This is a genomic window from Mycobacterium venezuelense, assembly GCF_054919535.1.
Genome location: NZ_JBONDW010000007.1, coordinates 103,654 through 121,569, shown reverse-complemented (window position 1 = coordinate 121,569; position 17,916 = coordinate 103,654). Strand labels below are relative to the sequence as shown.

The window sequence follows — 17,916 nt, the reverse complement described above, 5'->3', positions numbered from 1 at the left end:
GCGTGACATTCGAGCGCTGAGCCGAGCGCTGAGGCCAGTTACAGCCCGCCTCAGAACTCCTCGTCGTCGGCGTCGGCTCCGTTGGCGTCGGCCCCGCCACGGATGAGCGCGAGCGTGCCGGCCAACTCGTCGGGCTTGACGAGCACCTCACGCGCCTTGGAACCCTCGGACGGGCCGACGATGTTGCGCGTCTCCATGAGGTCCATGAGCCGGCCGGCCTTGGCGAAGCCGACGCGCAGCTTGCGCTGCAGCATTGAGGTGGAGCCGAATTGTGAGGACACCACGAGCTCGACGGCCTGCAGGAACACGTCCATGTCGTCGCCGATGTCGGGGTCGACGTCGGTGCGCTCACCGCTCGGCTTGGCCTTGGTGACGCCTTCGACGAATTCGGGCTCGGCCTGTTCCTTGGTGGCCGCGACGACCGCGTGGATCTCCTCGTCGGTGATGAACGCGCCCTGCATACGGATGGGCTTGTTGGCGCCCATGGGAAGGAACAGGCCGTCGCCCATGCCGATGAGCTTCTCGGCGCCGGCCTGGTCGAGGATGACGCGGCTGTCGGTCAGCGACGACGTAGCGAACGCCAACCGTGACGGCACGTTCGTCTTGATGAGACCGGTGACCACGTCGACCGACGGGCGCTGGGTGGCCAGCACCAGGTGGATGCCTGCGGCCCGGGCCTTCTGGGTGATGCGCACGATCGCGTCTTCGACGTCCCGGGGCGCGGTCATCATGAGGTCGGCGAGCTCGTCGACGATCGCGATGATGTAGGGGTAAGGCTTGTACACCCGCTCGCTGCCCAGCGGTGTGGTGATCTCGCCCGATCGCACCTTCTCGTTGAACACGTCGATGTGGCGCACGCGCGAGGCCTGCATGTCCTGGTATCGCTGCTCCATTTCCTCGACCAGCCAGGCGAGCGCGGCGGCCGCCTTCTTGGGCTGCGTGATGATGGGCGTGATGAGGTGCGGAATGCCTTCGTATGGCGTGAGTTCGACCATCTTGGGGTCGATCAGGATCATCCTGACCTCCTCCGGGGTGGCCCGCGCCAGCAGCGAGACCAGCATCGAGTTGACGAAGCTCGACTTACCCGAGCCGGTCGAACCGGCCACCAGCAGGTGCGGCATCTTGGCCAGGTTGGCCGAGACGAAATCGCCCTCGATGTCCTTACCGAGGCCGATCACCAGCGGGTGATGATCGCGGCGCGTCGACGGCGCGGTGAGCACGTCCGACAGCCGCACCATCTCTCGATCGGTGTTGGGCACCTCGATGCCAACAGCCGACTTGCCCGGGATCGGCGCGAGCATGCGGACGCTTTCGGTGGCCACCGCGTAGGCGATGTTGCGGTGCAGCGCCGTGATTTTCTCGACCTTGACGCCGGGCCCCAGTTCGACCTCATAACGCGTGACGGTCGGGCCACGGGTGCAACCGGTGACCGCGGCGTCGACCTTGAACTGTTCGAGCACCGACGTGATCGCGTCGGTCATCTGGTCGTTGGCGGCGGTTCGCAGCTTCGGCGGGTCACCGGCGACCAGCAAATCCAGCGACGGCAGCACGTACGGCCCCTCGACGACGCGGTCGAGCACCAAGGTTTCGTCGGGCTTCTTGGGTTTGGCGGCTTCGGGTTTCTTGCGTCGGGGTGTGACGGCCGGCTCGGGAACCGTCGGGGCGTCCTCGAGCGGATAGTTGTCCATCGGCGTGCCTGCCGGCTTGGGCGCCTCGATGGCCGCGGTCGGCCAGGTCTTGGCCTCGTCGTCGGCGGGTGCGTCGTAGTAGCCGTCGGAGAAATCGTCGGGCTCGCCGTCGGCGTACTCGTCGTCGTATTCGTCGTAGTACTCGTCGTCGTCACGGAATGCGCGGGTGCTGAACATCGCGCGCAGGGTCGACGGCACCTCGCGGATCGTCGTGCCGGTGATCAGCAGGAGGCCGAACAGGACGCCGATGAACAGCAGCGGCGCGGCGATCCAGGGCGTCAGACCGTCGGACAGCGGACCGCCGATCGCAAAGCCGATGAACCCGGCGGCGTGCTGGCGGGCGATCGGATCGGCTGGCGAACCCGACCACAGATGCCACAGGCCAAGCGCGGGCAAAGCGATCATCGCCGAGCCGAGGATGAGGCGCGGGCGCGCTTCCGGATCGGGCTCGGTGCGCATCAGGGTGACGGCGATGACGCCGAGCACGATCGGGACGAGGACGACCGGACCGCCGACGAGCGTGCGCAACGACGTGTCGATCCAGGCTCCGACCGGCCGCGCGGCGTCGAACCAGGAGCTCGCGGCGACGACGACCGCGATACCGAGCAGGGCCAGGGCGATGCCGTCACGGCGATGGCCGGGTTCGATCTCGCGGGCACGTCCGACCGAGCGGGCCGTCGACCCCGCACCCCTGGCCAGCATCAACCAGCCGGCGCGTGCGCCGCGGCCGAGCTTTTGACCGGCGACGGCCACTGGCGAAGCCTGCGGCCGTCGGGCCGGCTTACGCCGTGGCGCGGCTGGCCGGGCCGGCGACTGACGCTGGGACCCGCCCCGCGAACCGGCCTTTGACCTGCTCGAACGCGCTCCGGATCGGGCGGCGGTCTTGTTAGCCATGTCCGCAAGCCTAGTCGCATAGGCCCCATATTCACCATCTGCCACACGGGTCACAGACTGGTATCGATAACAACTTAGCCATACGAACCGAGTTCAGGTTGTTTGTCGGTAGGGTGGACACTCGTCCAGCTTTGGCACTCATCGAGGAGTTCTGCTCATATGCCTGTTGTCGTCGTCGCCACCATGAAGGCCAAGCCCGAGTCCGTGGACGCGGTCCGCGAGGCCTGCACCAAAGCCATCGAGGCGGTGCACGACGAGCCCGGATGCGAGCTCTATTCACTGCACGAGGCAGACGGGACGTTCGTGTTCGTCGAGCAGTGGGCCGACGCCGACGCACTCAAGACCCACAGTTCGGCGCCCGCGGTCGGCACCCTGTTCGGCACGGTCGGCGAACTGCTCGACGGCGCGCCGGACATCAAGGTGCTGCAGCCGGTCGTCGCCGGAGACCCGGCCAAGGGTCAGCTGCGGCCCTAATGCCCACCGACGGTCCCCTCAAGGGCAAGGTCGCGTTCATCACCGGTGCCGCGCGCGGTCAGGGCCGCGCCGAGGCTATCCGGCTGGCCGCCGACGGGGCCGACGTCATCGCGGTGGACCTGTGCGATCAGATCGCCTCGGTCCCCTACCCCATGGCGACGCCGGATGACCTGGCCGAGACGGTCAAACTCGTCGAGGACACCGGCGCGCGGATCGTCGCGGCTGCGGCCGACGTCCGTGACGAGGCCGCGCTGGCCTCGGCGCTTCAGGCCGGTGTCGACGCGCTGGGCCGCCTCGACATCGTCGTCGCCAATGCCGGCATCGCCCCCATGCAGTCCGGCGCTGACGGCTGGCGCGACGTCGTCGACGTGAACCTGACCGGCGTGCACCACACCGTCGAAGTCGCGATTCCGACGATGGTCGAGCAGGGCGACGGCGGGTCGATCGTGTTGATCAGCTCGGCCGCCGGCCTGATCGGCGTCGGCGGCGGCGACCGCGGGTCGCTCGGCTATACCGCGGCCAAACACGGCGTCGTCGGGTTGATGCGCGCCTATGCCAATTTCCTTGCCCCACATAGCATCCGGGTCAATTCAATCCATCCCACAGGCGTCGATACGCCGATGATCAACAACGAGTTCACCCGGCAGTGGCTCAAACACGTGTCCGAGGAGTTGAACGCGCCGACGGATTTCGGAAACGCACTTCCCGTGCAGGTGGTACAGGTCGAGGACATCGCCAACGCGGTCGCCTGGCTGGTGTCCGATCAGGCGCGTTATGTCACTGGGGTGACACTTCCGGTGGACGCAGGCATCGTGAACAAGCGATGAGCACCACCGCGGCCATCATCGTCGCCGTGTCGTTCGTGTGGCTCGGCATGGTGCTGGCGATCTCCTTTGTGGAAGCGCCGCTGAAGTTCCGGGCGCCGGGGGTGACGCTGCAGATCGGCCTCGGTATCGGACGATTGGTGTTCCGGGCCCTCAACGCCGTCGAGATCCTCTTCGCCGTGGTCATGTTGATCGCACTGGCGGCTGATCCCCCGTCGACTTCGGTCAACGTGGCGGTCGGGCTCGCGGTGGTCGCGCTGGCCGCTCAACTGCTCGCGGTGCGGCCCCGCCTCACGCGCCGGTCGGATGCCGTGTTGGCCGGCAGCGATGCGCCGCGGTCGCGCGCGCATTACGCGTACGTCGCGTTGGAGGCCGTCAAGGTCATCGCCCTGTTGACCGGTGGAATCCTGTTGTTGTCGGCCTAGATCTCGATGACCGTCGGCACGATCATCGGCTGCCGGCGGTATGTCTCCCCCACCCATTTGCCGACGGTGCGGCGCACCGCCTGGGCGATCCGTGTGGGATCGGTGATGTTGTCGGCCGCAAGGCTTTCCAGCTCGCGTTCGACATTGCGGGCCACGGGCTCAAGCGCTTTCGGATCCTCCGAGAACCCACGGGAATACAGATGTGCGGGGCCGGCGGGGCGTCCGGTGCCGCGATGCACCACGACCGTCACGGCCACGAAGCCCGAAGAGAGGATGAGCCGTTCGCCGAGCGTCGCATCACCGACATCACCCGTGACCAAGCCGTCGACGAACATCTTTCCGACCGTGACGGCCCCGGATATGGACGCCCGGCCCGCGACGAGGTCGACACTGACCCCGTTCTCGGCCAGCACGATGTTCTCCGGCGGTACCCCGGTGCGGGCGGCCAGCGCGGCATTGGCACGCAGATGCCGCCACGTTCCGTGCACCGGCATGACGTTGCGCGGCCGCACGCCGTTGTAGAGGAACAGCAGTTCGCCGGCATAGGCGTGGCCGGAAACGTGCACGCGCGCTTGGGCATTGGTGACCACCCGGGCACCGATCTTGGCCAGTGAGTCGATCACGCCATAGACGGCTTCCTCATTGCCCGGGATGAGTGAGGACGACAGGATGATCAGATCGCCCGCCGTCAACGTGATGCTGCGATGCTCGCCGCGCGACATCCGGGACAGTGCCGCCATCGGCTCGCCCTGAGTACCGGTGGTGATCAACACAACCCGGTCCGGCGGCATCATCTCGGCCGCACCGATATCCAGGACGTCGGCATCGTCGACCCGCAGGTATCCCAGCTCGCGCGCAATGCCCATGTTGCGCACCATCGACCGGCCGACGAACGACACCCGACGGCCGAGCGCCACGGCGGCGTCGATGATCTGTTGCACGCGATCGACATTCGAGGCGAAGCAGGCAACGATCACCCGGCCCTCGGCACCGCGGATCAACCTGTGCAACGTCGGGCCGACTTCACTCTCCGACGGGCTGACGCCCGGATGCTCGGAATTGGTGGAATCACAGAGGAAAAGGTCGACACCCGAATCACCGAGCCGCGACATTCCCGGCAGGTCGGTCGGGCGGCCGTCGAGTGGCAGCTGGTCGAGCTTGATGTCACCCGTGTGCAGGACGGTGCCCGCACCGGTGTGTATGGCGACGGCAAGGCATCCCGGGATCGAGTGATTGACCGCGAAGTACTCGCATTCGAATACCCCGTGTGTGCTGCTCTGCCGCTCGGCCACCTCGACGAACACCGGTTTGATGCGGTGTTCGCGACACTTCTCCCGGATCAGGGCGATCGTGAACTTCGAACCGACGACCGGGATGTCGGGCCGCAGTTTCAGCAGAAAAGGGATTGCGCCGATGTGGTCCTCGTGGGCGTGCGTGACCACCAAAGCCTCGACATCGTCGAGGCGATGCTCGATATGACGCAGGTCCGGCAGGATCAGGTCGACTCCGGGTTCGTCGTGCCCGGGGAACAGGACACCGCAGTCGACGATGAGCAGCCGGCCAAGATGCTCGAAAACGGTCATGTTGCGGCCGATCTCGCTGATTCCGCCCAGTGCGGTGACCCGCAGACCTCCTGGGGCCAGAGGCGCGGGCGGCGGGAGTTCGGCGCTCACTACCGTCACTACCTGAGCACCGCCGCGGCTCGCATGTCGGCGGCCAAGGCCTCGATCTCGTCGGCTGCCGCGGGGATCTGCGGCAACCGCGGCTCGCCTGCCTCGAAGCCCTGCAACCGCAACCCGGCTTTCGACATCGTGACGCCACCGAGCCGCGCCTGGGCTGCCGCGAGCGGAGCAAGCGCGACATTGATCTTGCGCGCCGTGGCGATGTCACCGGAGTTGAACGCCGACAACATGTCTCGCAGCTGACCGGCGGCGAGATGACCCCAGACGCTGACGACCCCGACCGCCCCCATGGCCAGCCACGGCAGGTTGAGCGCGTCGTCGCCGGAGTAGTACGCCAGGCCGGTCTCGGCGATGATCTGCCCGCCGCCCGGCAGATCGCCCTTGGCGTCCTTGACGCCGACGATGTTCGGGTGCGTGGCCAACGTGCGCATGGTGTCCCAGGTGATCGGGATCGACGAGCGCGGCGGAATGTCGTAGAGCAGGACCGGCAGCTCGGTGGCATCGGCCACCGTCGTGAAGTGCGCGATGAGGCCGGCCTGCGGCGGCCGCGAGTAATACGGGGTGACGACGAGCAATCCGTGCGCGCCCTCCGCGGCACAGGCTTTCGCCAGGTGCACGCTGTGGGCGGTGTCATAGCTGCCTGCACCGGCGACGATGCGGGCCCGGTCGCCGACGGCTTCGAGCACAGCGCGCAGCAGCGCGAGCTTCTCGTCGTCGGTGGTGGTCGGCGATTCACCGGTCGTGCCGGACAGCACGAGCCCGTCGCATCCGGAATCCACCAGATGGGCCGCAAGGCGTGCGGCAGCGTCAAGATCGAGTGAGCCGTCGGGCTTGAAGGGCGTAACCATGGCGGTCAGCACGGTGCCCAACTGGGCGGTTACGTCAATTGCGCTGGTGCTCACGGGCACCAAGATTACCCGGTCGTTGTCACGCTTCTGTCGCGATACCGGCGGGCCACTCCGTCAAGCCTCCGTGGCCAAAGGCGAGGTTGCCACTTCGGTCCCATCGGCGAGCGTGTAGATGTCGAAATCCGAGAACACCGCCGGGGCGACGGCGACCAGTTCCCGCAGGCACGCGATGGCGAGGCGGCGGATCTCGACATCGGCGTGCTCGCTGGCCCGCATGGCGATGAAATGGCGCCACGCCCGGTAATTGCCGGTCACGACGATGCGGGTCTCGGTTGCATTCGGCAGGACCGCTCGGGCGGCCTGCCTGGCCTGCTTGCGACGCAGGACAGCGTTGGGCTGATCGGCGAACTTGGCTTCGAGCCGTGCCAGCAACTCCGTGTAAGCGGCGCGGCTCGCGTCGGCGGCAGCGGTGAAGATCTCGACCAGCTCCGGATCGTCCTCGAACCCCGGTGGCACGACCACCTCGGCATCGTGTTCGGGTACGTACCGCTGTGACAGCTGCGAGTACGAGAAGTGCCGGTGGCGGATCAATTCGTGGGTCGCAGACCGCGAGATCCCGGTGATGTAGAACGACACCGACGCATGCTCGAGAACCGAGAAATGCCCGACATCGATGATGTGGCGGATGTAAGCGTCGTTGGTCGCGGTCCTCGGATTGGGCTTCGACCAGCTCTGATAGCACGCCCGGCCGGCGAACTCCACGAGCGCGGATCCGCCGTCGGCGTCGGTCTCCCATGGAACGTCAGGCGGCGCCGAGAACTCGGTTCTGGCGATCAGTTGTACGCGCAGCGGCGCGATGTCGGCCACGGCCTCACCTTAGTGTCCCGATCGGCGCGCGCCTTGCCCGACTGATGTTAGTCACCTAACATGTTAGTTACTAACATCAGGAGCTGACATGACAGTCGATGTCGTCGTAGTGGGAGCCGGACCGAGCGGCTTGGCGGCGGCCTGTGCCCTACAGGCCGCCGGCGTCACGGTGCGGGTGTTCGACAAGGCCGACGGACCCGCCGTGACGTCGCGTGCCCTCGGGCTGCAACCCCGCGGGGTCGAGGTCCTCGATCGGCTCGGCGCGCTGGGCGATCTCCCGGAGCATGGGTTGCCGGTTGCGCGAGTGGCCGTCCACGTCGACGGCCGGCCGTTGGCAATGCTGCCGATCGGGCGGCCCGTCCGCCTGCACGGGCCCGCTGCGCTGTTGATGTCGCAGGCCGACATCGAGGGTGCGCTCCGGAAGCGACTGACCGAACTCGGTGGCACCGTCGAGTGGGGCATGCCGGTGACCGGCCTCACAGCCGGCCCGGACGGCGTGACGCTGCGCGTCACCGATACCGACGTGCGATGCGGCTGGGTTGTCGGCGCGGACGGGGCACACAGCGTCGTGCGCAAGGCGGCCGGTATCGGGTTCCCCGGGGTGCCGATCATCGAACGCTTCCTGCTGGCCGATGTCCACGCCGCAATCGATCAGACCCGCGAGGGCGCGACGGCGTGGGCTCGCGGGCAGAAGCTGCTCGCCGCATTCCCACTGCCCGGTGACAATCTCTGGCGGCTGATGACGCCGGCTCCTCCTGGCGTGCCCGACGACCCGGCGGCCGACGACATCGCCTGCTACCTCGGGTCGCGGCTCGCCGAGGAGACCGAAGGAACGATCGACTCGATCGTCTGGACGTCGTCGTTCCGGATTCATCGCCGCCTCGCCGACGCCTACCGGCGCGGTCGAGTGCTGCTCGCCGGCGATGCCGCGCACATCCACAGCCCGTTCGGCGGCCAAGGGATGAACACCGGCATCGGCGACGCCGAGAACCTGGCGTTCAAGCTCGCACTCGTCGTGACGGGCCGGGCCGATGCGCAACTGCTGGACACCTACGAGGCCGAACGACGCCCGATCGCCAGCGACGTGCTGAAAACGACGAGTGGCCTGACCGAGATCGTGGCCGGGCCGGGCCGGACGGCGCGGTTCATCCGGGACCACATCGCGGTTCCACTGCTCAACCGGGCATGGATGCGGCGGCTCATCGCCGAAAAGTCGTCACAGCTTCAGGTTTCGTATCGGCGTGGTCCGTGGGGTGCGTCTCGGTGGTCGCCCGGGATACGTCCGGGCGACCGGGTAGCTGACCGGGAGTGCGTAGCCGCCGACGGGTCGGCAGTGCGGTTGTATGAGGCGCTCGGCCCGTCATGGGCGGTGCTCGGCGCGCCGGAGTACGCCGACGCGGCACGCGACCGACTTGGCGACGTCACCGCGCTGCACGACGGCGCGGACACCTCGCAAGCACGACTCATCCGGCCCGATGGACACCTGGCGTGGCTCGGCTCCGACCCGGCTGACTTGCAGGCTTGGCTGGACACCGCATTGGGCCGGCCATGACGGACTGGCGGGAAGCCAAGAAGGCGGCCACGCGCCAGTCCATCCAGGAACATGCGCTGCGGTTGTTCGCCGAAAATGGCTACGACGCAACAACTGTCGAGGACATCGCGGCGGCGGCCGGCGTATCGCACATGACGTTCTTCCGGTACTTCCCCCGCAAGGAGGAGGTCGTCGAGTACGACGAGTACGACCCCATGATCGAGGAGCTGATCGCGGCCAGGCCGGCCGACGAACCGCCCCTGACGGCGATTCACCGTGCCGTCCGGGTGGGCCTGCAGGCCATCCTGCCCACCGATCACGACGCGCTGCTGCAGCGCACTCGGCTGATTCTCGCGAATCCCACGCTGCGGGCACGAAATACCGTGGCGCAGGACGAAACCCGGGAGCTGTTCGCCCGCGCGCTCGCCCGTCGCGCGGGTCTGGACGCCCCGGACTTGTCCTGCATCGTGCAAGCCTCGGCTGCACTGGCCACGGTCGCGCCTGCGATCACCGCATGGGCGGCCGACGACGGCCAGGATCTCGTCATGTTTGTCGATGAGGCATTCGCGGCGCTGGAAGCGGGAGTGACGCCGCGGGGCTGAGCCGGCATTAAGGTCGGCTGGCCCAGCACTCCGTTCGACGTCGTCTGGGGCGGCGGGCAACGGCTTATCGGGCGGACGTTCCGAACAGTGTGGCCTATCGCGAAATTGGTGTCTGAACCACTGCTGACCACGTACTAATCTCGGAAGTGACTGTATCGGGCTCTGGGGGCGGGGTGGGACAACTAAACGTCGATACCGACGCTGCATTCAACATCGCTCATGCGCTGAGCAACGACGCTGAGGAGCTTCGGCAAGAGTTATCCGCCCTCATCCAACAATGGCGGAACCTCTCACAGGGCTGGTCAGGTGCTGCTGCGTCGGCATATACGCCGCTCTGGGAGGACTGGCACCAGGGCGCCACGCAGATAGTGGACGCACTCGCCGAGTCATCACGGGACCTCGCACAAGCCGCAGTTGCATACGCAGAACAAGACACAAATTCCGCCGAGGCGCTCGAGGCGCCGGCCCTCGAGATGGGACTGTGATGCGGTACCGCGTAGAGCTCGACGAACTCCTGGCGTTTGTCGAGGCCTTGCAAGCTTTCGAGCAGCGCGCCGAAGCGATCGCCGGCCGGATCGACGAGCAAGTCGCACAGCTGCAGAAGAGTTGGTCGGGCGATGCAGCCGCGGCACACCGCGCTCAGCATGCCGAGTGGACCGCCGCGGCAACGCAGACGCGAGAGGCATTGACACAGCTGCGGCAGGCTGCAGACAACGCATACCGCAACTACAACGAGGCCGTTCAACTCAACATTGCGATGCTGTCATGACGCTCGCGACAGCCGGTAGGCCAGCCCATGGACACGAGTCGGCGCGCGGTCGGCGGAGGTATCCCATTTGACCGTTCAGGATGTCGATCCGGAGACGTTCTACGGGGTCGGGAACCGTCTATTCGAACTGGCTGGTGACGTGTACAAGTCGTTCCAATCGGTAGTCGACCGCTTGGGCGATACCGGGGCAATGGCAGGCAGCGATGACGACGGGATGGCATGGGCAAAGTCCTATGACGCGCGAGCTGGCGAAGTGCTCGGTGCTGCCAACGACTTGATCGCGGCGCTGGAAAACTACGGCGGAGTTCTCATCCAAGCCGGGTACAACCATGCCGTCAAAGAGCACAACTCCACTCCGGGTGCTGGCCCCGCGCCGCAACGCCCACCCGAGCCGACAAGCGAGGCCGCAGAACTCACGGCACCGCCAGCTGCGGGCGGACCAGGCACCGGGCTAATCGAAATGCTCGGATTGGTTGAGCAGATCGGAGTTCCCGTTCCCGACGGCAACACCGAAAAGATCGACAAAGCGGCGGGCGCGTGGGGACGTCTGGCGACGGCGCGGCTCACTGCCACGATTGTCGAATCACTCGAACTCAGCGCCGGCCGTTTCAGCGAAACCGTGACGCCGGAAATGGACTACATCGCCAAAGACCTGCGCGAACTCCGCGATGCCGCCGAGGCGGTCTTAGACGGATGCGAGGAATTATCCCAGTCATGCAAGGAATACCGGGCTGCACTCGACGAATTGCGAGGAAACCTGAAGGGTATTCTAGAGCAGTTGGCCGTAGAGATAGCGCTAACCGCTTTGATCGGAATCGCTGCCTCGTTTGTAAGTGTGGGCGCCGGGGCCGTGGCTGCGGCGGCCAAGTCAGCCGAGGCAGTCAAAAGATACGCTGGCATCATCCGTACCGCGCTTAGTACGTGGAAGATTTCCAAGAACATTAGCGCGGGCGTGAAGAAAGCCCACGATGTCGCGGCTGTGCGTCAACGGCTGCAACGAATCAAGGATTTGGGACGCAAGGGCAAGCCGGAAGAGCAGAATCCCGGCCCCAAGCCGCCACCAAGACGAGGAACCATCGACGAGTCCGCGAAGCCGTTCAGCCCGGAAGAACGGAAGGTCGCAGATCTTCTTGCGGATGAAGGTAAGGAGGTCAGATCCGTAAAAGAAGCCGAGACTCCTGGCCAACGCACGCCGGATGCCATCGTCGATGGGAAACCAACCGAATTCAAAACTCTAGGAGAAGACGCGTCGAACAGTACGGTCAAGAATGCACTAAATAGCGCGAAGGGACAGGCTGACAATGCCATAATCGACGGAAGAGGCAGCGGAATCAGCCAGGAAGAAGCGCGGCGTGGATTGGATAGGTTCCTTGGGGTTAACCCAGAACGGATGACTAGCATCAGAATCGTCGGGGACGGCTGGGAAATTGTTTGGCCATAGGAGACCAAGATGACCGCGTATCATCAGATATTTATTCGAACGAAGAGACCGGATCAAGATTTAATCAACGACCTCAGCGTTGCAGCCGGCGTCGAGATCAGCCCGATTCAAACTGTACATAACTCCATAACGTACGGAGCCCGCCTCTCCAACGCTGTTATTGAAGTTCAGATGCAACATGAATTCGACGATGATTTTGGTATGCCGTTCAGCTCCTACCCTATCCTTGCTACCATTCGCGACCTTGGCAACGATAAGGCCAGGGAAGAACAAACTGCGCGGAGCATATTCGACAAAATTGAAAATATAGGAGGATACGACCTCCTCTTGGTGTTCAATCTTCAGAGGAAGCTTGCACACTCTGGAACCGCATGACCGGAGACGTCAAGAAGAGTAAGCCTCACATGGCATCACGGCCCATCCACTTGCCCGAGATCTCAAAGTTCCTCTCACTGATAGACGGCTTTATTTCAGACAAGAGCAGTGCACCCGAATTTGAAAATGCCATGCATGAGCGCAATCGGGGCCGACCATAGAATACTTGCGGACGATGTGTTCGCGATTCTAGAAGTACTTTTCGAGGACGCGGACGCATATGTGCCCTATCCGGAGCTGAGGACGGACCCAGAAGACATCGACGACCACACGAAAGTTCGCAAGCCTGATCTGCGCGGCATACGAGTTCGTGAAATCCGACGGAACGACGTGAGCATTGGTGACCGTGCCGGAAGAGGACCTCGAGGTCGTCGATCCTGCACCGCACCGGGACCCCGGTTTAAGGTCGACCATGCCGCCGAACGTCGCCAGCCGCCTACTCGACGTCATCCGAACACGACGTTCTACCGCTGACCGAGCAGGGCGTCGCTGCCGGCAACAAGGTGTTCGGCGCGGCGATCCTGCGCAAGTCGGACCTGTCGTTGGTGATTGCTGGCACGAACGCCGAGACGCAGAACCCGTTGTGGCACGGCGAAGTCCACACCTTGAAGCAGTTCTACGAGCTGCCCGAACACCCGTCGACAGCAGAGCTCATCTTCCTGTCCACTCACGAGCCCTGCACGATGTGCATGTCGGCGATCACGTGAGCCGGCTTCGACAACTTCTACTACCTCTTTAGCCATAAGGATTCGCGCGACGCCTTCGCGATCCCCCATGACCTGAAGATCCTCAAAGAGCTATTCGGGCTGGAGCCGGGCGGATACCGACATACCAACGCGTTCTGGACCGCGTACGCGATACCGGATCTGATCGACTCCGAACCGCTGCGCGAGCAGGAGCAGCGGATCCGCGCCCGTTACGCGGCACTCTCCGAGCAGTACCAGGAATCGAAGGACGACAATGCCATCCCGCTCAACTGAAGCCTCAGTGCCGAGATCCACGCCAGGGCTGTTGAACGACGAAAATCACGACCCTGGTGTCAATCTCGGCGAAAAGCTGGTCGGCGCAACCAACGACCGGAGCCCTAGTCCGCGAGCACCCCGGCGCGGCGCATGGCCGCCGAGATGTGTTCGAAGTCGATCGCGACGTGGGTGCGGGCCAACGCCTCTGCGTCGTCACCGCGGCCGTCGGCGATCGCCGATATGAGTGCCTCGTGGTCGCGCAACGCCCTTAGCTCCATGTCGTGCATGGTTTCCTGCTCGCCCCACATGTGGGCGGGAGCGCCGATGCTCACCGAGGACTCCAGGTCCAGCAGCACCTGCTTGAGCACCGGGTTGCGGGCCGCATCCATGATGGCCAGGTGCAGTGCACTGTCTGCCTGCTGAGACGCCAGACCGCTCTGCGCGTTCCGGTACGCCTCCAGTTGTTCGCGCAACACGGCGACGTCGCGGTCGGTCCGCGACTCGGCCGCGGCCCGGCACACCGCGCCGTGGATCCGGCAGATCGCGTCGCACCGGTCCCGCAATTCGTCGGCTCGCATGGTCAGCGTCCTGCCGACGGCCGCTGTCGACGACTCCGGCCATTGCTGCAGCACATAGGTGCCGCCGCCCCGGCCACTGCGCCGCGTTTCCACCAAGCCCTGCTCGACCAACCGGGCCAGCGCCGCGCGCACCGTCATCCGTCCCACCCGCAGGGACGCCGCGAGTTCACGTTCCGCGGGCAACCGTGCCCCTGGCAGATACTCGCCGACTGCGATCGCCGTGACGAGCCGGTCGGTGATCTCGTCGACCCGCGAGGGGAACTCGAGCTCGCGCTCGAGCAGACCGGGCGCGCCTGCGCCGGTGGGATGGGTCGTCTGCCTGTCCGGTTCCCCCATGGTCCACACAGTATCGAAGCCAATTGTTAAAAACTGATTAATGGTCTTGCGGCGAGACCATTACCACTTCATGCTAGCCCGCATGCCTCGTTCCACCCGCATGGTGCCCTTCCGTGAGTACGAAACCTGGGTTCAGGTCACAACGCCCGAAATCGTCAACCCCGACGCGCTACCGCTGTTCGTCCTGCACGGCGGGCCCGGCATGGCCCACAACTACGTCGCGAACATCGCGGCCCTCGCCGACGAAACCGGACGCACCGTAATCCACTACGACCAACTGGGCTGCGGCAACAGCACCCACCTACCCGATGCGCCGACCGATTTCTGGGCTCCGGAACTATTCGTCGAGGAGTTCCACACCGTGCGCACGGCACTGGGCATCGACCGCTACCACGTGCTCGGGCAATCATGGGGCGGCATGCTCGGCGCGGAAATCGCGGTGGCCGCGCCCGAGGGTTTGGCGTCCTTGGCCATCTGCAACTCCCCCGCCTCGATGCAACTCTGGGTCGAGGGTGCCGCCGAACTCCGGGCGCAGCTGCCACCGGAGACCCGGTCGGCACTGCAACGCCACGAAGCCGACGGCACCGTCACCGATCCGGAGTATCTCGCCGCGACGCAGGAGTTCTACCGTCGCCATGTCTGCCGCGTCGTGCCGATGCCCTTGGACTTCGCCGACAGCGAAGCACAGATGGAAGCAGAGCCGACGGTGTATCACACGATGAACGGCCCCAATGAGTTTCACGTCATCGGCACGCTGCGTGACTGGAGCATCATCGATCGGCTGCCGTCCGTCACCGCGCCGGTGCTCGTCGTCGCCGGTGAGTTCGACGAGGCCACCCCGGCCACCTGGCAGCCCTACGTCGAGCTTATCCCCGACGTCCGCAGTCACGTCTTCTCCGACACCAGCCACTGCACACACCTCGAACAACCCGAGGAGTTCCGCGCGGTCATCGCGGAGTTCCTGCAGCAGCACGATCTGGCCGCCGCCCGGGTCTGACCCCCACCACCCCTCGACCCGACAGGATCGCCATGGCAACAGAAACAGGCCCGGCCACCGGCCCCCTCACCACCGGTGAGGGCCAGCGCAGTCTCGAATCATTCGGCTACAAACAGGAATTGAGCCGATCGGTCTCGACGGTCGACCTCGTCGTCTACGGCTTGGTCTTCATGGTCCCGATCGCACCGTGGACCATCTTCGGCACCGTCTACAACAGCGCATCGGGCATGGTGCCGCTGGTCTATCTCATCGGCCTCATCGCAATGGTGTTCACTGCGCTCGCGTATGCCCAGATGGCCAAGTCGTTTCCGCTCGCCGGCTCGGTGTTCGCCTATGTGGGCCGCGGCATTCACCCCGGGCTCGGCTTCTTCGCCGGCTGGGCGATTCTCCTGGACTACCTGCTGATCCCGACCCTGCTCTACGTCTTCGCCGCCGAATCGATGGTGGGCCTGTTCCCCGGGACACCACGCTGGGTGTGGGCGATCGTCTTCGTCGTCGTCAACACCGTGATCAACCTGCTCGGCGTGGGGTCGCTGAAGATCGTCAACCGGGTGTTCCTGGCGATCGAGCTCGTGTTCGTGGTGTTGTTCGTGATCATCGCGGTGCGGGCCATCAACGGCCAGTCACTTCCCGACGTCGGCTGGAGCACGCTGCCGATCTGGAACTCTGATGTGGTCAACGCACCGCTCATCGCGGCCGCACTGTCCATCGCCGTGTTGAGTTTCCTTGGCTTCGACGGTATTTCGACCCTTGCGGAGGAATCGACCGGTAAGAAGAACCCGGCCGGCCGCGCCATGATCATCGCGCTGTTCGTCGTTGCTTCGCTGTTCATCGTCCAAACCTGGCTGGCAAGCCTGCTCGCCGGCGGCCGGGCGTCGTTCGGCGATGACGAGGTGGGCAACGCCTTCTTCCTGCTGGTACAGGCCGCGTCGAGCACCGGCTGGATGAACGCGTTCTTCGTCGTCAACGTCTTGGCGGTCGGCTTCGCGAACGCCATGGCCGCCCAGGCCGCCACCAGCCGGTTGTTGTTCTCGATGAGCCGTGACCGTCAGCTGCCCGCCGTCTTGTCCACGATCAGCTCGCGCAAGGTTCCGTTCGCCGCGATCCTCGTCGTCAGCGCGCTGAGCCTGGTGCTCGTGCTGTTCTTCGTCGGTCAGATCGGCCTGATCTCCTCACTGGTCAACTTCGGCGCACTGTTCGGGTTCTGCATGCTGCACGCGTCGGTGATCTGGTTCTATGTCGTGCGCAAGAAGTCGAAGAATTATCTGCTGCACCTCGTGGTTCCGGCGGTCGGCTTCGTGATCATCGCTTACGTGCTGATCAATGCCGACGCGCTGGCCAAGATCGGCGGCATCGTCTGGTTGATCATCGGTGGGATCGTGTTCGGCGCCAACATGGTTCGTGGCCGCGGGGTGCCCGAGTTAGCCGAGGACCGAGCCTAACGAGCCGGCGAGGTCACCGCGGTCCCCCACCTCGACCGCGTCGACACCCAACCAGCCAGCCATCGACGTCAGCTCCGCGGCCAGGGCCGTCGCCACACGCGACCGGTCCTGGCCGTCCTCGGTGAATGCACCGAGCACCTGCAGTGCGCCATCCGTACGTTTGAGATCCACCCGGCCCACCAACTCGCCGTCCAGCAGAAATGGCCATACGTAGTAACCGAATTGGCGCTTCGGGGCCGGGGTGTAGATCTCGATGCGGTAGTGGAAGCCGAACAACCGCTCGACTCGAGGACGGAAGAAGATCAACGGATCGAACGGGCACAGCAGCGCGGTGCCGCGGTCGCGGCGCGGCACGATCTGCCCGGCCCGCAGGTAAGCGGGGGCGCCGTCGATGTCGACGGGTTCCAGTTCGCCGTCGGCGACGAGCTTGGCGATCGCGGGCTTGACCTGTTTGGCGCCGAGCCGGAAATAGTCACGGATATCGGCTTCGGTGCCGACCCCGAGCGCGGTGGCGGCTCGTAGCGTCAACTCGCGGATGGCCTCGTCGTCACCGACTTCGCGCGCCAGCACCTCGGGCGGCAGCACGTTCTCGGCGAGGTCGTAATGACGTGCGAAACCGACGCGCGTCGCCGTCGTCAGGACCCCGGCGGCGAACAGCGCCTCGGCGACCCACTTTGTCTCGCTGCGGTCCCACCACGGACCTTTGCGGCCGCGGGGTTCGGCCTCGAGGTGCGCCTCGATCTGACCGGCCGTTGACGGGCCCAACTCGGCGACGGCCGCGACGATGTCCTCGGCAAGCTTCGGGTTCTTCTTGACGATCTCCGTCCCCCAGCGGCCGTGCGTGTACTCGCGCATGCGCCAGCGCAGCAGCGGCCAGTCCTCGACCGCCATCAACGCGGCCTCATGTGCCCAGTACTCCACCAACAGCCGCGGCGACCGGGCGCTGTGCGCCCAGGCCGCGCGGTCGAGCACGTCACGGTCATACGGCCCGAGCCGGCTGAAGACGGGCGCGTAGTGGGCGCGCACCGCTACCGACACGGAATCCAGCTGCAGCACTTGGATGCGCGAGATCAATCGGCGCAGATTGGTGCGAGTGACCGGGCCACGCGGCCGGGATTCGTGAAACCCCTGCGCGGCGACAGCGACGCGCCGGGCCTGTGCGGTAGTGAGAGTGGCCACCC

General features: G+C 65.4%; 18 protein-coding genes. 12 read left to right on the top strand and 6 right to left on the bottom strand.

Going from position 1 to position 17,916, the window contains the following annotated elements:
* Positions 1–50 precede the first annotated feature (50 nt).
* Complete coding sequence (locus tag ACRCUN_RS13555; RefSeq protein ID WP_462142160.1) at positions 51–2,582, bottom strand: FtsK/SpoIIIE family DNA translocase; 2,532 nt, start codon at positions 2,580–2,582, stop codon at positions 51–53.
* Between the two features lie 159 nt (positions 2,583–2,741).
* Between ACRCUN_RS13555 and ACRCUN_RS13550 the strand changes: the two genes are divergently transcribed.
* From ACRCUN_RS13550 to ACRCUN_RS13540, 3 genes are read left to right on the top strand one after another with little or no spacing between them, the layout of a single operon-like run.
* Positions 2,742–3,056, top strand: coding sequence for a putative quinol monooxygenase (locus ACRCUN_RS13550; protein ID WP_462142159.1), 315 nt, complete (start codon positions 2,742–2,744; stop codon positions 3,054–3,056).
* The gene (locus tag ACRCUN_RS13545; protein WP_462142158.1) at positions 3,056–3,883 is read left to right on the top strand and encodes a mycofactocin-coupled SDR family oxidoreductase; all 828 of its coding nucleotides are present in this window, start codon (positions 3,056–3,058) and stop codon (positions 3,881–3,883) included. Before ACRCUN_RS13550 ends, ACRCUN_RS13545 begins: the two co-directional genes overlap by 1 nt.
* A complete protein-coding gene (locus tag ACRCUN_RS13540) occupies positions 3,880–4,305 on the top strand; it encodes a hypothetical protein (protein WP_462142157.1) in 426 nt (141 codons plus the stop codon). Before ACRCUN_RS13545 ends, ACRCUN_RS13540 begins: the two co-directional genes overlap by 4 nt.
* Here ACRCUN_RS13540 and ACRCUN_RS13535 read toward each other — a convergent pair.
* From ACRCUN_RS13535 to thyX, 3 genes are all read right to left on the bottom strand, one after another.
* Positions 4,302–5,978 carry a ribonuclease J gene (locus ACRCUN_RS13535; RefSeq protein ID WP_462142359.1) on the bottom strand — a complete coding sequence of 559 codons (1,677 nt, stop codon included), beginning with the start codon at positions 5,976–5,978 and terminating at the stop codon, positions 4,302–4,304. The two genes, ACRCUN_RS13540 and ACRCUN_RS13535, sit on opposite strands and share 4 nt — an antisense overlap.
* Before the next feature lie 8 nt (positions 5,979–5,986).
* Positions 5,987–6,835 carry a 4-hydroxy-tetrahydrodipicolinate synthase gene (gene dapA / locus ACRCUN_RS13530; protein WP_462142358.1) on the bottom strand — a complete coding sequence of 283 codons (849 nt, stop codon included), beginning with the start codon at positions 6,833–6,835 and terminating at the stop codon, positions 5,987–5,989.
* A 114-nt stretch (positions 6,836–6,949) separates the two neighbouring features.
* A complete protein-coding gene (thyX, locus tag ACRCUN_RS13525; protein ID WP_462142156.1) occupies positions 6,950–7,702 on the bottom strand; it encodes an FAD-dependent thymidylate synthase in 753 nt (250 codons plus the stop codon).
* An 88-nt stretch (positions 7,703–7,790) separates the two neighbouring features.
* Here thyX and ACRCUN_RS13520 point away from each other — a divergent pair, with 88 nt between their 5' ends.
* The 7 genes from ACRCUN_RS13520 (at position 7,791) to ACRCUN_RS13490 (ending at position 13,127) form a co-directional block, all read left to right on the top strand.
* The gene (locus ACRCUN_RS13520; protein ID WP_462142155.1) at positions 7,791–9,254 is read left to right on the top strand and encodes an FAD-dependent monooxygenase; all 1,464 of its coding nucleotides are present in this window, start codon (positions 7,791–7,793) and stop codon (positions 9,252–9,254) included.
* Positions 9,251–9,835, top strand: a complete 585-nt coding sequence (locus tag ACRCUN_RS13515) for an acyl-CoA-like ligand-binding transcription factor (protein ID WP_462142154.1) — start codon at positions 9,251–9,253, stop codon at positions 9,833–9,835. The genes ACRCUN_RS13520 and ACRCUN_RS13515 overlap by 4 nt, the downstream gene beginning before the upstream one ends.
* 146 nt (positions 9,836–9,981) lie before the next feature.
* On the top strand, positions 9,982–10,320 hold the full coding sequence (locus ACRCUN_RS13510; RefSeq protein ID WP_462142153.1) for a WXG100 family type VII secretion target: 339 nt from the start codon (positions 9,982–9,984) through the stop codon (positions 10,318–10,320).
* Positions 10,320–10,604, top strand: a complete 285-nt coding sequence (locus tag ACRCUN_RS13505; RefSeq protein ID WP_462142152.1) for a WXG100 family type VII secretion target — start codon at positions 10,320–10,322, stop codon at positions 10,602–10,604. The genes ACRCUN_RS13510 and ACRCUN_RS13505 overlap by 1 nt, the downstream gene beginning before the upstream one ends.
* A 67-nt stretch (positions 10,605–10,671) precedes the next feature.
* Positions 10,672–12,045, top strand: coding sequence for a CdiA C-terminal domain-containing protein (locus tag ACRCUN_RS13500; RefSeq protein WP_462142151.1), 1,374 nt, complete (start codon positions 10,672–10,674; stop codon positions 12,043–12,045).
* 9 nt (positions 12,046–12,054) lie between these two features.
* The gene (locus ACRCUN_RS13495) at positions 12,055–12,420 is read left to right on the top strand and encodes a hypothetical protein (RefSeq protein WP_462142150.1); all 366 of its coding nucleotides are present in this window, start codon (positions 12,055–12,057) and stop codon (positions 12,418–12,420) included.
* 503 nt (positions 12,421–12,923) lie between these two features.
* Positions 12,924–13,127 (top strand): cytidine/deoxycytidylate deaminase family protein, encoded by a 204-nt coding sequence (locus ACRCUN_RS13490; RefSeq protein ID WP_462142149.1) that lies wholly within the window; start codon positions 12,924–12,926, stop codon positions 13,125–13,127.
* A 377-nt stretch (positions 13,128–13,504) separates the two neighbouring features.
* Here ACRCUN_RS13490 and ACRCUN_RS13485 read toward each other — a convergent pair whose 3' ends face one another.
* Positions 13,505–14,296: a FadR/GntR family transcriptional regulator gene (locus ACRCUN_RS13485; RefSeq protein WP_462142148.1), complete on the bottom strand. Its 792-nt coding sequence runs from the start codon at positions 14,294–14,296 to the stop codon at positions 13,505–13,507.
* Between the two features lie 70 nt (positions 14,297–14,366).
* On the opposite strand from ACRCUN_RS13485, the gene ACRCUN_RS13480 reads away from it, so the two are divergent.
* On the top strand, positions 14,367–15,293 hold the full coding sequence (locus tag ACRCUN_RS13480; RefSeq protein ID WP_462142357.1) for a proline iminopeptidase-family hydrolase: 927 nt from the start codon (positions 14,367–14,369) through the stop codon (positions 15,291–15,293).
* A gap of 32 nt (positions 15,294–15,325) precedes the next feature.
* A complete protein-coding gene (locus ACRCUN_RS13475; protein ID WP_462142147.1) occupies positions 15,326–16,735 on the top strand; it encodes an APC family permease in 1,410 nt (469 codons plus the stop codon).
* Here ACRCUN_RS13475 and ACRCUN_RS13470 read toward each other — a convergent pair.
* The gene (locus tag ACRCUN_RS13470; RefSeq protein ID WP_462142146.1) at positions 16,715–17,914 is read right to left on the bottom strand and encodes a winged helix-turn-helix domain-containing protein; all 1,200 of its coding nucleotides are present in this window, start codon (positions 17,912–17,914) and stop codon (positions 16,715–16,717) included. The two genes, ACRCUN_RS13475 and ACRCUN_RS13470, sit on opposite strands and share 21 nt — an antisense overlap.
* Between the last annotated feature and the right edge of the window lie 2 nt (positions 17,915–17,916).